Source organism: Alcaligenes sp. Me129 (genome assembly GCF_050487245.1).
GTDB lineage: Bacteria > Pseudomonadota > Gammaproteobacteria > Burkholderiales > Burkholderiaceae_B > Alcaligenes > Alcaligenes phenolicus.
Genome location: NZ_JBKQGX010000006.1, coordinates 1 through 16,003 on the forward strand (window position 1 = coordinate 1; position 16,003 = coordinate 16,003).

12 protein-coding genes and 2 tRNA genes are annotated in these 16,003 nt (G+C 54.9%); 5 read left to right on the plus strand and 9 right to left on the minus strand.

Annotation, left to right across the window (positions count from 1 at the left end; all coding sequences use genetic code 11):
• Positions 1-994, plus strand: a 994-nt coding sequence (locus tag ACLPGZ_RS07940) for an IS3 family transposase (protein ID WP_143244074.1), incomplete at its 5' end; no start/stop codon positions are given.
• On the opposite strand, the gene ACLPGZ_RS07945 is transcribed toward ACLPGZ_RS07940, so the two are convergent.
• Both ACLPGZ_RS07945 and ACLPGZ_RS07950 read right to left on the minus strand, forming a co-directional pair.
• A complete protein-coding gene (locus tag ACLPGZ_RS07945; RefSeq protein WP_429641109.1) occupies positions 952-1,524 on the minus strand; it encodes an LTA synthase family protein in 573 nt (190 codons plus the stop codon). The two genes, ACLPGZ_RS07940 and ACLPGZ_RS07945, sit on opposite strands and share 43 nt — an antisense overlap.
• 241 nt (positions 1,525-1,765) lie before the next feature.
• On the minus strand, positions 1,766-5,323 hold the full coding sequence (locus ACLPGZ_RS07950) for an indolepyruvate ferredoxin oxidoreductase family protein (protein ID WP_239055202.1): 3,558 nt from the start codon (positions 5,321-5,323) through the stop codon (positions 1,766-1,768).
• Positions 5,324-5,450: 127 nt separating this feature from the next.
• Between ACLPGZ_RS07950 and ACLPGZ_RS07955 the strand changes: the two genes are divergently transcribed.
• Positions 5,451-6,404: a LysR family transcriptional regulator gene (locus ACLPGZ_RS07955; RefSeq protein ID WP_022983505.1), complete on the plus strand. Its 954-nt coding sequence runs from the start codon at positions 5,451-5,453 to the stop codon at positions 6,402-6,404.
• A 6-nt stretch (positions 6,405-6,410) separates the two neighbouring features.
• On the opposite strand, the gene ACLPGZ_RS07960 is transcribed toward ACLPGZ_RS07955, so the two are convergent.
• Positions 6,411-7,652 (minus strand): phospholipase A, encoded by a 1,242-nt coding sequence (locus ACLPGZ_RS07960; RefSeq protein WP_226348566.1) that lies wholly within the window; start codon positions 7,650-7,652, stop codon positions 6,411-6,413.
• A 329-nt stretch (positions 7,653-7,981) separates the two neighbouring features.
• Between ACLPGZ_RS07960 and ACLPGZ_RS07965 the strand changes: the two genes are divergently transcribed.
• The 3 genes from ACLPGZ_RS07965 to ACLPGZ_RS07975 all read left to right on the plus strand — a co-directional run bounded on the left by ACLPGZ_RS07965 (position 7,982) and on the right by ACLPGZ_RS07975 (position 10,296).
• A tRNA-Arg gene (locus ACLPGZ_RS07965) sits at positions 7,982-8,058 on the plus strand.
• Positions 8,059-8,272: 214 nt separating this feature from the next.
• Positions 8,273-8,581 carry a DUF485 domain-containing protein gene (locus ACLPGZ_RS07970; RefSeq protein WP_009457917.1) on the plus strand — a complete coding sequence of 103 codons (309 nt, stop codon included), beginning with the start codon at positions 8,273-8,275 and terminating at the stop codon, positions 8,579-8,581.
• Entirely contained in the window at positions 8,578-10,296 is a 1,719-nt protein-coding gene (locus ACLPGZ_RS07975) for a cation acetate symporter (protein WP_035270945.1), read from the plus strand. The genes ACLPGZ_RS07970 and ACLPGZ_RS07975 overlap by 4 nt, the downstream gene beginning before the upstream one ends.
• Before the next feature lie 190 nt (positions 10,297-10,486).
• On the opposite strand, the gene paaX is transcribed toward ACLPGZ_RS07975, so the two are convergent.
• The 6 genes from paaX to ACLPGZ_RS08005 form a co-directional block, all read right to left on the minus strand.
• Positions 10,487-11,446 carry a phenylacetic acid degradation operon negative regulatory protein PaaX gene (gene paaX / locus ACLPGZ_RS07980; protein ID WP_022983507.1) on the minus strand — a complete coding sequence of 320 codons (960 nt, stop codon included), beginning with the start codon at positions 11,444-11,446 and terminating at the stop codon, positions 10,487-10,489.
• Between the two features lie 159 nt (positions 11,447-11,605).
• Positions 11,606-13,075 (minus strand): phospholipase D-like domain-containing protein, encoded by a 1,470-nt coding sequence (locus ACLPGZ_RS07985; protein ID WP_026485269.1) that lies wholly within the window; start codon positions 13,073-13,075, stop codon positions 11,606-11,608.
• Positions 13,076-13,079: 4 nt separating this feature from the next.
• Positions 13,080-13,316: a hypothetical protein gene (locus ACLPGZ_RS07990; RefSeq protein WP_153229335.1), complete on the minus strand. Its 237-nt coding sequence runs from the start codon at positions 13,314-13,316 to the stop codon at positions 13,080-13,082.
• A 482-nt stretch (positions 13,317-13,798) separates the two neighbouring features.
• Positions 13,799-14,875, minus strand: coding sequence for a type II toxin-antitoxin system antitoxin DNA ADP-ribosyl glycohydrolase DarG (gene darG / locus ACLPGZ_RS07995; RefSeq protein WP_239055203.1), 1,077 nt, complete (start codon positions 14,873-14,875; stop codon positions 13,799-13,801).
• Positions 14,875-15,528: a type II toxin-antitoxin system toxin DNA ADP-ribosyl transferase DarT gene (darT, locus tag ACLPGZ_RS08000; protein ID WP_239055204.1), complete on the minus strand. Its 654-nt coding sequence runs from the start codon at positions 15,526-15,528 to the stop codon at positions 14,875-14,877. Before darT ends, darG begins: the two co-directional genes overlap by 1 nt.
• A 313-nt stretch (positions 15,529-15,841) precedes the next feature.
• Positions 15,842-15,917: transfer RNA gene (locus ACLPGZ_RS08005), tRNA-His, on the minus strand.
• Positions 15,918-16,003 lie beyond the last annotated feature (86 nt).

Genomic DNA, 16,003 nt, shown 5'->3' on the forward strand with positions numbered 1-16,003 from the left:
GCAGAGCGCATGCATCGAACTCGGTATCGGCTTGAACACTTATCGTCGCTGGGCGACGGGCGATGAGGACAGACGCCCGCACGCCATACATGCCACGCCATCGCATGCACTGACAGACGCCGAGCGCCAGGCCGTGCTGCAGGCCTGCCACCGTCCCGAGTTCGCCAGCCTGCCGCCGGCGCAGATCGTGGTACGGCTGCTCGATGAAGAGGGCCGGTACCTGGCGTCGGAGTCGACCTTCTATCGCGTGCTGCGCCAAGCCGATGAGCAGCACCGCCGTGGCCGGGCGCGCGCGCCACGTCACGCTGGAGCACCACGGCGCCACTGTGCCGACGCACCCAACCAGCTCTGGAGCTGGGACGTCACGTACCTGCATACGCGTATCCGCGGCCGGTTCTATTACCTGTATCTGATCCTGGACATCTACAGCCGGAAAATCGTCGGGGCCGAGGTGTTTGAATCGGAGAACATGGCCAACAGTGCCACCATCATCCAGCGCGCCGTGCTGCGCGAGCAGTGTCAGCACCGACCCCTGGTATTGCATGCCGATAATGGTAGCGCCATGAAAGGCTCGACCTTGCAGGTCACGCTCGAGAAGCTGGGCATTACCGCCTCGCACAGCCGACCCCAGGTATCCAACGACAACGCGTATTCCGAGGCCCTGTTCCGCACCTGCAAGTACCGGCCCGGTTACCCGATCGACGGCTTTGCAAGCGTGCAGGCCGCACGCCTGTGGGTGCATCAGTTCATCCACTGGTACAACCATGAGCATCGCCACAGCGCCATTCGCTACTTGGCTCCGGCGCAGCGTCATGCGGGCCTGGATGCCCCCATTCTGCAAGCCCGACAGCGCCTGTACCAACAAGCCAGGCAACGCCACCCAGCACGATGGTCGGGAAAACTACGCAACTGGCAGCCCATCGGCAGCGTCTGGCTCAACCCCGAGCCGGATCAACATGAGCAAGACACCGATCCAGTATTAGAGGCCGCATGAATCAGGTTCCAACTGCCTTGACAGACGCCGATCCAGATAGGACGCAGCCACCAGCTCATCACGGGGTCGGCAGACACATGACCAAAAATAGACCAGCCCGAATACACAATCAGCCCCAGACCAATCAGGGCGATGCCTATCATCAGCTTGTAACCTTTCCAGAGCATGCCCACTACTTCTTGAGGGTGCTTCAGATAGTCCACATACAGCCGATTGGGGCGAGTGTCGTATTCAATAATGAATTGGGGCGTGGAAACTTCCAGCAAGGTCAGCAGGAACCAGGCGAAGGTAAACCAGATGGCGGCTATCGTCGTCATGACGGGATAGTGTCCTAGCCAGGGGGCCAGCAAGACCACGGGGGCGCTGAGCGCGGCGATCATCAGGGCGTCGATACGCAAGCCGCCAATCAGGATGGGCAGCAGACCTCCGGCCTGACGCACACGCGGCCATTGCCACAAGGCAAAAGCCAGCCTGAAAGCGGTCAGCAAAATCAGGGCTGAAGGAACAAAAACGTAAACAAGATGGCGCATAAAATGTGGTCCTGGTCGACCTAATTGCCACGGACGGTGGCACTGGCATCGAATTGCACGATTGTATGTCAGTTTACTGAGCAAACTATCTTGCTAAACGCTTGGGCTTCTCGGGGAAGTGTGGCCGCATGCCGGTTCGGGGTTTAAAGACGAAAAAAAAGCAGGCCGCTTTGAAAGACAGCCTGCCGCTAAGGAGGAGTTAAGGGGAGCCAGCCCTGTGTTACCAGGGCTGGCGATAGGTTTAGGCAACGCGTTGGCTGGGTTCGGTACGAGAACGGAACTGGCTGCGTTGTTGTTCACGCTGGGCGTAGGCTTTGACGTGGCCCGCATCTTTGACATGGCCGTAGCCACGGATCAGATCCGGGTAGTTCAACCAGCGCTGGGCCACTTCCATATTGTCCGCATCCAGGTGGGCACTGACTTCATTCAGGTCGGCCAGATAGTCCTCAATGTTCTGACGTTCCTGACGGCGTTCCTGGGTGTAGCCAAAGATATCCAGCGCACCACCGCGCAAACCACGCAGACGGGCCAGAATCTTGAACAAGCTGCGGGTCGAAGGGCCAAACCTGCTCTTGACTGGCTGACCCTGGCTGTTCTTGCGACCGAGCAAGGGCGGGGCCAGATGGTACTCAATCTGGTAGTCCTTGCCAGGCTCACCCGCAAACTGGGCACGCAGCTTGTCCAGGAAGGCCGGGTCGGTGTACAGGCGGGCCACTTCGTACTCGTCCTTGTAGCTCATCAGCTTGGCCAGCTGCGTGGCGGCGATACGAGTCAGGGGTAGAGCCTTGTCCTGATTCAGGCGCGATTCGCGTTCCATGACCTTGTTGATGGCGTCGCGGTAGCGCTTGGCCCAGGCCGGATTCTGATACGCAGTCAGGTGTTCTTCCATGCGCTTGATCAGGGACTGCACACTTTCAGGGAAAGTGACTTCACGGGCTTTGGGTGTCGCACCTTCCATCAAGGCTTCGATACCCTTTTCAGCCGCCAGACGCCCCCACTGGAAGGCTTCACGGTTGGCTTTGACAGCGACGCCGTTCAGTTCGATAGCGCGCAGCAAGCTGTCCATATGCAGCGGAATCCAGCCGCGCTGGAAGGCATAGCCCAGCAAGATGGGGTTGGCATAGAGCGCATCGCCCATAACGTGTACGGCCAGGGCATTGGCGTCCAGATAGCGGATTTCCTTGCCTACGGCATTTTCGATATCCGTGCAGGCGGTTTGCAGCGGGAATTTCCAGTGCGCATTGCCGATCAGGTCCGAAGTCGGGCTGGCTGCGGTGTTGATAATGGTGTGGGTGCGATCGCGGCTGACACGGCTCAGGACATCCGTGGAGGCGCTAACCAGAGCATCACTGCCAATCAGCAAGGAGGCCTCGCCCGTTGGAACGCGGGTGGCATGGAGCAGATCGGGCTGGCGTGCGATTTGCACGTGGCTTAGCACCGCACCCCCTTTCTGGGCCAAACCGGCCATATCCAGGACGCTGACCCCTTTTTGCTCGATATGGGCAGCCATACCCAGCAGGCCGCCTACCGTCACGACACCTGTGCCGCCAATACCGGCGATCAAAATACCGTAGGTCTTGTCCAGATCCGGCAGTTTGGGCAAAGGCAGATCGGCCAGATTGAAGGACTCCAGCGAACGGCCCTGAGCTTCCGGCTTGCGTACCTGCGCCCCTTTCAGCGTGACAAAGCTGGGGCAGAAACCGTTAACGCAGGAGAAGTCCTTATTACAGGAGGACTGGTTGATGCGGCGCTTGGAGCCCATAGGGGTGTCCAGAGGCTCAACGGATAAGCAGTTGGATTTGACCGAGCAGTCACCGCAGCCTTCACAGACCGTGTCGTTGATGAAGGCGCGCAGGGCAGGGTCCGGGTAAGTCCCTTTCTTGCGGCGACGGCGTTTTTCCGTGGCGCAGGTCTGGTCGTAGACCAGGATGGTGGTGCCGGGCACTTCGCGCAGCTCGCGCTGTACGCGGTCCAGCTCATCACGGTGATACACAGGCGGGTTGCCAGCCAGGGTCACGCCCTTGAATTTCTCGGGCTCGTCGGTGACCACCACAATCTTGCGAGCGCCCTCGGCATGGACCTGGGCAATGACGTCGGTGACTTTCAAGATCCCGTCTACGGGTTGGCCGCCTGTCATGGCGACGGCATCGTTATACAGAATCTTGTAGGTGATATTGGAGTTGGCTGCGATCGAGGCTCGGATCGCCAAAATTCCCGAATGGAAATACGTGCCATCGCCCAGGTTGGCGAAGACGTGTTTTTCATCGGTAAAGGGTTGTTGGCCAATCCAGGCGACGCCTTCGCCGCCCATATGACTGAAAGTGGAGGTGCTGCGATCCATCCAGACCGTCATGTAGTGGCAGCCAATCCCGGCCATGGCGCGCGAGCCTTCGGGCACGCGAGTGGAGGTATTGTGCGGACAGCCCGAACAGAACCAGGGCTTGCGCTCTACGCTGACGCGCGGCATACGGGCTTCGCGGTCCTTGGCATCCAGAATGGCCAGACGGGCCTGGATGCGGGCTTGCAGCTCTTCGGAAATGTCCATGGTGCACAGGCGGCGGGCAATAGCGCGCGCAATAATCGCAGGAGACAGTTCACCTTGAGGAGGGAGTAGCCAGGGCGAGCGCAAGCTGGACCATTCGCCGCCACCGTGTTCGGTCTCGTCAAACTTGCCGTAGACCTTGGGACGTACGTCATCGCGCCAGTTGTACAGCTCTTCTTTAAGTGCATATTCCAGAATCTGGCGTTTTTCTTCCACCACCAGAATTTCGGACAGGCCGGTTGCGAACTGGCGGGCGTCTTGCCCGTCCAGGGGCCAAATACAGCCCACTTTAAATAGTCGGATACCTAGCTCGGCGCATAGCTCGTCGGACAGGCCCAGATCGGCCAGTGCCTGACGGGTATCCAGATAGGCTTTACCCGCCGTCATGATGCCAAAGCGGGCTTCGGGCGAATCAATCTCGACGCGGTTCAATTTGTTGGCGCGCACATAAGCCAGAGCAGCGTACCACTTGTGGTTCATCATGCGGGCTTCTTGCGCCAGTGGCGGGTCTGGCCAGCGGATGTTCAGACCATCGGCGGGCATGTCCTCGATCTCGGGCAGGACAATGTTCAGGCTGTCCGGGTCCAGATCAACTGAGGCGTTTGACTCCACTACTTCGGTGACACATTTCAAGGCTACCCATAGGCCGGAGAAACGGCTCATGGCCCAGCCGTGCTGGCCAAAGTCCAGGTATTCCTGCACGTTGGCCGGGTAGAGCACGGGAATACCGGCGGCGGCGAAAACGTGATCGGACTGGTGGGCAACGGTGGAGGATTTGGCACCGTGGTCATCGCCTGCCAGTACCAGCACACCGCCGTGGCGGGCGCTACCGGCCGAGTTGGCATGCTTGAACACGTCCATGGAGCGGTCCACGCCAGGGCCCTTGCCGTACCACATGGCAAAGGTGCCGTCGAAACGGGCACTGGGGTACAGATTGGTTTGCTGGCTACCCCAGACGGCGGTAGCGGCCAGATCTTCGTTCAGACCGGGTTTGAACACGATGTCGTGTTCTTTCAGATGTTTGCTGGCTTGCCACAGAGCCTGGTCTACGCTCCCTAATGGGGAGCCCCGGTAGCCAGAGATGAAGCCTGCTGTATTCAAACCGGCGCGCCGGTCCCGTTCTTTCTGCAGCATGGGCAAGCGCACCAGGGCTTGGGTGCCGCTCATATAGGCGCGGCCCTTGGTGACAGTGTATTTGTCATCCAGGGACACGGATTCCAACATGGCCTTGTAAGGTTTGTTGAGTGGGGCGTTCATGAGTTTGTCTCCTGCAAGAAGGATGGTTTTCGTGCAAGTTGTTGTCGTTTGTTCTTTAGTCTAGGGCAGCTTTTTGTTATCGTAAAATCAAATTTACGTGTACCTGATATCTGAAAAACGGATGGCTATGAAGCACGAAGTGACTCTGAGGCAGTTTCGATATTTCATTGCTGCGGCGGTCAGCGGGCAGTTCTCGGCGGCGGCCCAGGCGGAGAATGTCTCGCAGTCGGCCATCAGTAATGCGGTGCAAAGTCTGGAGCGCCAGCTGAATGTGGCCTTGTTTGAGCGTTTGCCCCATGGTGTGGAGTTAACGCCACAGGGACAGGCGTTCTTTCACCACGCCCATCACGTGATTGATGCCGTCAGCGATGCGCTGAACCATGCAGATTTGCGGCGACAAAATATTGAAGGGCAGATTCGGGTAGCCGCGGGCTATACGGTTCTAGGCTACTTCTTGCCTGATCTGATCAGTCGTTTCAAGCACAGCTATCCGAATATCGACATCGAGCTGGTGGATATGGAGCGCCCCGAAATGGAGGCCGCACTGGAGGGCGAGCGTATCGATCTGGGTGTTGCTATTTTGTCGAATATCACCGATTTGGCCATGTTCGGGCACCATCGCCTGAGCAGTTCCCGCCGGCGCTTATGGGTGTCGGATCAACATGCCCTGGCCAATGAGTCCAGTGTGTCCCTGGAGCAGGTCAACAACTATCCCTACATCTTTCTGACGGTGGACGATGCCGATACGGCGGCCATGCGACATTGGGGCAGCCCCGGCTTTCCGGAGCGTGTCGCTATGCGGACCCGCTCCCTGGAGGCGGTGCGCGGTTTGGTGGCTTATGGCTTTGGGGTGACAATCTTGTCAGATATGGTTTACCGGCCCTGGTCTCTGGAAGGCAAGCGTATCCATGCGATCGGGATTCATGACCCGGTGGAGTCGGTAGAGGTGGGCTTGTTGTGGCCCAAAGGACGTGAGCCGGAAGGATTGGTGGCCTTGTTTCAGCGCTTTCTGATTCAGGCCTGTGATCATGATATGGCCCGCGCCGGCATGGGAAGCCGACGCGGTGGGGGACTGTTGTAGAAGCGCTTACGGCACCAGCGCCAGACCGATACGGAACTGCGAAGAGCGATCGCGGTAGCCCAGCATGGTTTCCGCATAGCCCGAGAAGTACTGGCCGTAGAGATAGCCATTCATGTTCAAAGGTGTGCGGTTCAGTGGCCAGGCAATCGTGAACTCATGCGTATTGCGGCTGCCCGCGCCCTTGTTGTACATGCCAGACAGTACCAGTCCGTTGTCCTGGGCGTAGCGGACTTTCCAGTCGTAACGGCCACGGTAGTGTGCCCAGTCTGCGTTCTCGCCCATGAACACATAGTGCTTGATGCGTGGGGCAAACGTCAGTGTGGCACCGTGATCAAAGCGGTAATTGAACTCGGGCTGGATGAAGACCTCGTTCATGGAGCGCGAGTCATCACCGGCCTTGCCGTTAGAAGCGTGTTCGTAGCCGGTGGCCAGACCCATGAACAGACGTTTCTGCTCGGATTCCCAGATGGAGTCCTTACGCCAGAAGAAGCTGGGGCGGTAGGTGGTGTCTACAAAAGGCTTGGAGTCGGCATGCAGATCCCACAGGGCTGTTTGCGTATAGCCAATGTAGAAGTGATCGTAGAACTTCGGATTGCTAGGATCATCCGGCGAATGCAGACGGTACTTGAAGCTCAGCTGGAAGCGGGCATTGGTGCCGCCTTTATTGCCGACAATAAAGTAGGTCGGGTCGTGAGCCGAAATCGCGTTGCTGAAGTTCTCGAAACTGGAGTTTGCGGGTTTCAGGCCTTGTCCGTTATTGATGGCTGGCCCTTCGCGTTGTGCTCCGGCCGCGACGGCCTGGGCATAGGGCAGGGCAGGGTCAATGACACGTGGGTCATGGCCAGCACCTGCGTTCACCACGGCAGCGTTTGCCGGTTGCGAGGTAATCGGGCTTTGGCCTTCCGGATTGGTGTCCAGTGCCAACATTACACGCTCGCCTTCAATATTGACGGCCTGCAAACCGGTCAAACCATTGGGGACCACGGCTCGCCAACTGTAGGCGGTGAAGTTGTTGGTAGGGATGGATGCTCGGGGCCGCGGGTTGACCAGTTCGGCCAGGCTGCGGATGACGTTGCCGTTATTGTCGCGCCACTGCAAAACCAGGTTTTGCGGGGCGGTCCAGCTCATCAAGCTGCCTGTGTCGTTGTAGACGATGGCGTCAATATCGACGGTTTCACCAGAACTGGCCTGTACTTGGCGCAACTGATAGCTGATACCTGCCTGTGCGGTATTCAGGATTGCGCTCAAGATAAGAAGGGGGGCCGATAGTATTAAAGAGTGCTTACTTAGTTTCTTTTTGGTCGGCATGGAGAAAAGTCCAGGAAAACGGGTTAATCCGTACACGACTGTACCATTTGCGACTAAAAATACTACCTATAATTATTTTTCTTACAGTATTGACACTCTGACCAGAGTGCTGCTTATCTAAAACAGATTTTCAGGCTAGAATATTCGATTGTCCTTTTCAGGTCTGTTTTTTTACAAAAAATGGGCCTTGAATTCGGTCCTTATTCCTTACGGACCGTTATCTCGGACCTTGCATCGCCTGACGGTTTTGACGATGCCACCATCACCTGGCGGGTGTAGCTCAGTTGGATAGAGCACAGGCCTTCTAAGCCTGGGGCCGGGGGTTCGAACCCCTCCACCCGCGCCAACCTTACTCCCTTTTTCTTGCGTGCTTTTTTGCTCCTAGGCATTACCCTGAGCCGATGCATTTAGTAAGTATGGTGTAAGTGTCGGGCTCTAATGTTCACCGCATAGACGTCGGCAGGCGTCTTCATAGCGCCGTTTTCAGCCTTTTCAGGCTGGGCCGGTTCAATAAGATACGCCAGCAAAATAAGGCGTTCAGAACAATGCGGAGACAAACTATGCAAGACCCCCTTGTAGGTCGGATTACGGCCAATCCTCGCTATCAGAATCTGGTCAAGACTCGGTTGCGGCTGGGTTGGATACTCACCATCGTCATGCTGGTGGCTTACTACAGTTACATCGGCATTATTGCTTTCGACAAGGAATTGTTTGCAGAGCGCTTGGGTGATGGCGTCATGACCCTGGGTATTCCTATTGGTTTTGGAGTCATTGTGTTGGCTGTTGTCATTACGGGCATTTATGTCTGGCGCGCCAATACCAAATTTGACCAAATGGCCAAGGACGTCCTTGAGGAGGTGCGTAAATGAAGCATTCCTACCTTCGTTCCGGCCTGGCTCTGGGCCTGATGCTGGCCAGTCCTGCCTTGCTGGCAGCTGGCGGCGATCTGGGCGAGCTGCAAAAGCAGCCGACCAACTGGACCGCCATCGGCATGTTTGCGGTCTTTGTGCTGGCGACCTTGTGGATTACCAAATGGGCGGCTGCCCGCACCAAGTCGGTCTCTGACTTTTACACGGCAGGTGGCGGTATTACAGGCTTTCAAAACGGCCTGGCCATTGCCGGTGACTATATGTCTGCGGCTTCCTTTTTGGGTATTTCGGCGGCGGTGATGATCAACGGCTACGATGGCCTGATCTACTCCATCGGCTTTCTGGTCGGCTGGCCCATCATTACATTCCTGCTGGCAGAAAAGCTGCGTAACCTGGGTAAATTCACCTTTGCTGACGTAGCCGCTTACCGCTTCCGTCAAGGTCCTATCCGCGCCTTTGCCGCCTCGGGCACGCTGGTTGTGGTTCTGTTCTATCTGATCGCACAGATGGTAGGCGCCGGTCAGTTGATCAAGCTGCTGTTTGGCCTGGAGTACTGGGTGGCCGTGGTGCTGGTGGGCGTGTTGATGATGGTTTACGTGCTGTTTGGCGGCATGACAGCCACCACCTGGGTGCAGATCATCAAGGCTGGCCTGCTGCTGTTCGGTGCTTCCTTCATGGCCATCATGGTGTTGGCACAATATGGTTTTTCGCCAGAAAAACTGTTCGCCGCGGCTGTGCAGGTCAAGACAGATGCCGCTATTGCAGCCGGTAAAGATGCTGTCCAGGCCTCCACAATTGGTCAAGCCATCATGGGCCCCGGCAACTTCATCAAGGACCCTATCAGCGCGATTTCCTTCGGTATGGCTCTGATGTTTGGTACTGCTGGTCTGCCACACATTCTGATGCGTTTCTTTACCGTGCCTGATGCAAAAGAAGCACGTAAATCCGTGTTCTGGGCAACCACCTGGATTGGTTACTTCTACATCCTGACCTTCATTATTGGTTTCGGCGCTATCGTGCTGGTGTCCACCAATCCTCGCTTCCTGGAAGTTGGCGGCGATCTGATTGGCGGTTCTAATATGGCCGCTGTGCACTTGGCTGATGCTGTTGGTGGCGACGTGTTCCTGGGCTTTATGTCGGCAGTGGCGTTTGCCACGATTCTGGCTGTGGTGGCTGGTTTGACGCTCTCCGGTACATCCGCCGTGTCGCACGACCTGTACTCCACGCTGATCAAGAAGGGCGAAGCCACGAACGAGGAAGTCATGCGTGTATCGCGCACTACCACCTTGATCCTGGGTGTGGTTGCCGTGTTGCTGGGTATTATTTTCGAGAAGCAGAACATCGCCTTCATGGTGTCTCTGGCCTTCGCGATTGCTGCCTCGGCTAACTTCCCGGTCCTGTTCCTGTCCATTCTGTGGAAAGGCTGCACGACACGTGGTGCCACGATTGGTGGTTTCCTGGGCTTGATCGTTGCCTTGCTGCTGACTTTGCTCTCGCCTTCGGTGTGGGAAGCTACGCTGGGCAATCCAGCCGGTTCTTCGCCATTCCCTTATGCGTCGGCAGCCTTGTTCTCCATGCCTTTGGCTTTCGTGGCGATCTGGTTTTTCTCGATCACTGACCGTAGCCCACGTGCCGAGATCGACCGTGCTGGTTTCGAGGCTCAGTCGGTACGCTCCGAGACAGGTGTGGGTGCAGAGGCAGCATCTGCGCACTAATCTGCTCTGACAGGCCGGGTTTGTTTGTCCGTGCCTGAGCCTGATTGTTAAGGGTGCAAAAAAACCCGGTGTGATTCAGATCACACCGGGTTTTTTATTTGCCCATGCCGCTATTGCTGTCAGTACTGCTGGTCGTGTGTTGCGGATATCAAGCACACAGCAGTCAGTCTCTCTATTCAGGGATTCAGCTTCAGGCCTGAGTCTCGGACGGGACGGGCAGGCCGTCAAAACGCTCATAGAAGTAGGCGGCGGCCTCTGGTGCCTGTTCATCCTCGGCCCGCAAGGTGGACAGAATATAGCGCTCGGCCTTGCCGCAGACTTGACGATACACATCCCGGCACAGCTCATAAGCCTGTTTCCCTGCCCAGCCTGCTGGCAGCAGCTCAATAGGCAGTTGAGGGTCGTGCAGCTGAATACGGCGGAACTCGTGAATCAGCAGGGTGCGAATCACAAAGGCCAGCTCGTCGTTATAGTCGTGGCCTGCATCCAGCATGGCCAGAGCGGGCGCAAAGCGCTGGATGAACTGACCGTAGCCGCTGGCCACCTGGGCCAGATCCCAGCTGTCCTGAATCAGTTGGGACAGAGGGCGGGTTTGCGGCAGTTGGGAAGGTTCCAGCTTGCCCACATACACCTGCGACTGCGCCTGTGTCGCCTGCAGGATGTAATCCAGAATCGTGTGATCCGGGTTGGGGTGCAGGAAAGCGGTGGGTGACAAGGCGCAAAAGCCTTCCCACAGCAGTTCCTTGCGCAGGTCTGCCCGTTGCTTGGAGTTCATCATCAAGCTGGGCATGCTGAAGATCAGCGTCCATTGCCCGTCCCAGGCCAGATAGGTCGGGGTGTAGATGCGTTGATACGCGTGTTCGAAGCGCTGGCTGGCTTCGGGACGCAAGGTGTACTGGCTGCGTCGCCCTTCGCGCTGCGCGCTCAGCCAGCCCTCCTCGGCCAGCCTGTACACGCTGGTGCGCACCAGTCGGTCGCTGATCCCGAAGGGGGCCAGCAACTGAATCAAACTGCCTAGCCAAAGTTTGCCGCCATGTGGGCGAATTACGTCGCCAAACAAGGTCATGACCAGGGACTTGGCTCGGGGAGGGCGGTTTTCCAGATGGTGGGCGGCCCATTGGGCCAGGTCGGAATAAGGAAGCTCGGACATTGTTTTTTTAATGGCGCTCAAGTCTGTTTTGGAACGGCACGCCTGTCTGTGTAGACCGTTTAAGCGCTTGATTATAAAGGGTGGGTGCGCAAGCGGATTGAAAGATTGTGCAAGCCAGGGGCTTTCTTGAAGCTTGCAGCAGTTTCAGGTGCGCACACATTACAGATAGGGGCTGGCCAGCCAGATCAGGCGGTTGCGCAAGCGCTTGCCAAAGCCAATTGAACTTAAGGACTCCAGGCTGACGGCTTCGGCGTCCTCAATTTCCAGATCAATCAGGTTCTGGATTTGGCGGGCCGTGTCGCGGCTGTAGATTTCTACGTCCAGCTCGAAGTTCAATCGCAAGCTGCGCGGGTCCAGATTGGACGAACCGATATAAGACCAGACTCCGTCAATCGTCATGAGCTTGGAGTGGTTGAAGGGGCCGCTGGCGCGCCAGACCCGGCAGCCTGCGCGCAGCACCTGATCCAGTTGGGCTGTCATGGCGTAATTGACCAGGCGCAGATTGTTTTGCCCGGGGATGACGATATCCACCTGAATGCCGCGTCGGGCGGCGGTGTTCAAGGCACCCAACAGGATCTGATCGGGCAGAAAGTAGGGGGACTGAATACGGATATGGCGCTGGGCAATGGCAAACGCCCCTTGCAGCATATGGTGAGTACTGGCCATGAAACGATCCGGGCCCGAGGCAATGCAGCGAGCCGGAACGTGAGGTCTGGGGGCGGGCGAGGAGCTGGCATGCCAGTAGGCGGGCGATAGGTCTTCGCGAGTCGTGAACTGCCAGTCGTGGCGGAAAGAAGCCAGCAATTGCATGACTGCCGGGCCTTCCAGGCGGAAATGGGTGTCTTGAGAGGGCTTGCCGTCGCTGTACTGCGCCATAAAGGACTCACGCAGATTCATGCCGCCGGTAAAACCAACCGTGCCATCCACAATCAGCAATTTGCGGTGACTGCGCAGATTGGCGTAGGGCATGCGCAGAAAGCCCAGGGGGTTGGTCATGAACAGGGCGCAGCGTATGCCTTCGCGGCGCAGCAATCGAACAATGGGCGTACGCGAATATTTCGCCCCGATGGCATCGACCAGCACACGAATCTGCACGCCACGTTGATGGGCGCGCGACAGGGCGCTGACAAATTCACGCCCCAGGCGATCGCTATCGAAGATATAGCTTTGCAAGGCAATGGTGCTGTGGGCCTGATCAATGGCTTCCAGCATGGCAGGATAAGCCTGATCGCCGCCGACCAGAACGCGCACATTATTGCCATTGCGTAGTTGGCTGCGGCTGACGCGGTCACCCAGAATTTGCAAAGAGCGAAACGGTGCGCCGACCAGGGCACCAATGTCCGAGACGGGAGGGTGCAGATAGGTGACCTGTTCATAGAACACGTCTGCACTTTGTTCCAGAAGGCTTTGTCTGCGTACGCGGTTGATCCCCGCGATCAGATACAGAAACGGTCCCAATAGGGGCGACATGATGATGACGCCCACCCAGCTGATGGCGGCGCGGACATCATTTTTGGTCATGGCGGCATGAATGGCCGCTGAAGCGCCCAGTATCACGCTGAGCGCCAAGGCTAGATGCGGCCAGTAATCGTGCAGCAGGGAGCGCAGGTGTATCAGATGCTCTTGCATGGGTTCAGGTGCTACGGTTCTTGTCAGGCAGGTCCGGGCGTTGGTAGAGGCTGTGCATCCAGGACGGGTTCGGTTCGCCGCGGGCGGCAAACTGTTGCAGGCGTGAGGGAGAGCGCCATACGCCACCGCCTATGCCAGGCGAGGGCTGGACGCCATACCAGAACCATTGGCCGTCTTCATCCTGTGCAAGCCAGTCCCAATTGGCGGGTGCCTGATCCCAGCATGGGAAACCGAGTGTCATCAGCAAACTTCCAGAAAATGGGACAGATTAGAGTATAAGAAAGCGTGGTTTTGTGCCAGTTTCTATTACAAAGAAGTCCTGTGTTGTGCCACAGATTATCCTGAGAGTAGGGCTTTGGTAGTGGCTGTTTGTCCGCTAAATAGCAGCGTCTTAGACAGAAGGGCGGGTGGGGGGTAGGAACCCACATTCGAACAGAGTTCGCACGCATGCAGGGTGGAACCAATGTGCCAAACTCGTAAGAGAAGAAAACACAAAAGAGCCTGCTTGTTTGCGGGCTCTTAATTTTTTGGCTTGCTTGGGTTTGTCATTGTTTCAAGAAATATGACAAAAGGTGAAACTCAGTAAATATAGGGGTAGTCGATGGGATTTGAGTCCACGAAAACTGCGACTCCGGTCTATATGAAATACGATTCTAAGGCTTGTTTAAAGTCAACGAGTTATATGCGTAAGAATGATAATTAGAACTATGAGTTTTATATGACTCAATTGTATCGAAAATTAATTGAAATAATATGTTTTAAAGCAAGGCTTAAGCTTTCATCATTGAAAATGACTAGTTTTCGCTGAGCCCATCGTTCACCCGCAGGCCAGTTTTTTATGCCTTCTTTAATCGAATCAAGAGATGGTTCACTACTTCCCGTGCTAAGTAACCAGTCAACAGTAGACAGTAGCTCCATACCAAAAGGTGATTCAAATCCGTTGATTATTTCGCTTGCTTTTTCTATTGCAGGTAAATAAATTTTTCCTTCACTTGCAAGGTAGGCTTGTATATATTCTTTTTGTGGGTCATTGAAAGCTATGACATCAAGTGGGTCGCAGTCAGGAATCCTTTTGTCAGAGGATAGGTAGCTTCCATCAAGCGCATTTAATAGATGCCCCAAATTACTAGCATAAGGGCCATAGTTTTTGGCTTGAAATCTTAAATTGAGCTCATTTTTTAAATTGTTAACTTCGATAACGCGCTGCAGGAACCAGGATAGTTTTTGAATTTCAAGCAGGCTGCATTCCATGCCAAGAATCCAGTATCGGCGGATGAGCTCTGCAATCATTGCTCTTGCTGGCGTTAGTTTTTTTACCCCTGTATTTTTGGCGATATTTTGATATTTAGACGTTGGTTCATAGACTTGAATTTCAGTGTTTTGAAGGTCACCAAGGGTTTTTTCTATAAGGGGTTTAACATCATTCCAATCTAAACCCCCATTACCAGCCCCAAGAGGAGGGATAGCGATAGATTTAATGTCATTCTGTTCTATAAACAGGCGTAGATCCTTTAAGCCATCGATTATCCACTCGATTTTCGACTTGGCGCGCCAATGTTGCTTAGTTGGGAAGTTAACAATCCACTTTACGCCGCTCAGTTCCCCAGTGCTAGTGATAAACATTTTCCCTGTTGTGACACGGTTTTCTTTACATGCAAGTGCATATTCAGCCATGTTTTTAGGGAAGCGCTCTTTAAACATTAGGGCAATACCTTTTCCCATTACGCCGACAGTATTAACTGTATTGACTAACGCCTCAACATCGGCGGTAAGTAAATTGCCTTTGGTGTAGTTAATCATTAGAAGTACCATCCTGGTCGAGTGTGAACTGGTATGTTAATTTTCTGCTTTTGAAGCCATCTTTCTATGGTGGTTTTAGTATCGTCTGTATAGCAAATCATTCCCAATAATGCGGATACTGGCAGCATTTGATGAATCAAAGCTTCTGCTTGATAGCGTTCAAACTTCTCTAAGTCATTAGGATCTCGCCTAAAGTCTCTGGTTTGTAGAATTTTCCAATCAATATTATGAAGGTGTTGAATGTCAGTATAAAAATTAGCCCATCCATAATAAGCATGCTTGTCGGTATAAACGAAAGGTATTTTTTGTGCACTGATGCGGTGCAAGTCGGAAACAAGAATTACGATTTCCTCATTGGGTCGGCGTTGAACTCCACCCCTTCCGCTATGAATATTTATCATCATTGGTGAGAACGGGGTGAAATAGAATGGAATATAGTCATTCAAAACACCACCTGGGGCTATAGGTACCTCGCGCTCACCACGCTTACCAATAAGCTCAGTATTACCGATGGTTACCCAGCTAGTGGCTTGTGCTGAACTGTTGCCGCAATGTAAATTATTCCCAAGGATCCACGGTATGTTGTCTCGGTGCACAATACGCCAAATAAGGGCTTTTTGAGGGTTTAGCGTTTTGCTGTAGTCGTATGCCATACGCGCTCCTAATCATAAGTTGCTCGCAGGCCAGACTGGTATGCTCTCAACCAAGACGGTAGTGCGTTGGCAATGCTAGCTTTTTGGGGTGAGGTTTCGAGTTTTTTGGAAGTCGATGCTAAATCGACTGCTCCAATACACCCAGTTAGTCATAATAGTATAGGGTGCATTTTGGGTCAGCAAGTCCCTGTAATATTAGTTCTTGCTATTGAAAACGAAAAAAGACCGCTAGCAGCGGTCTCTGTCCTAAAAGGGTGTTTTTACTCTAATTTTCACATGCTGGTAGTTTTTACACATGAAAATTAAAAAATTCTGGGGTGACCGATGGGGCTCGAACCCACGACAACCGGAATCACAATCCGGGACTCTACCAACTGAGCTACGGTCACCACTGTTTACTGCTTTTTTGCTTCCGGCCTACATCAAGGTGGGCTGTGAAGTAAAAAATGTATTCTAGCATGCTTTTTTTAAAGAA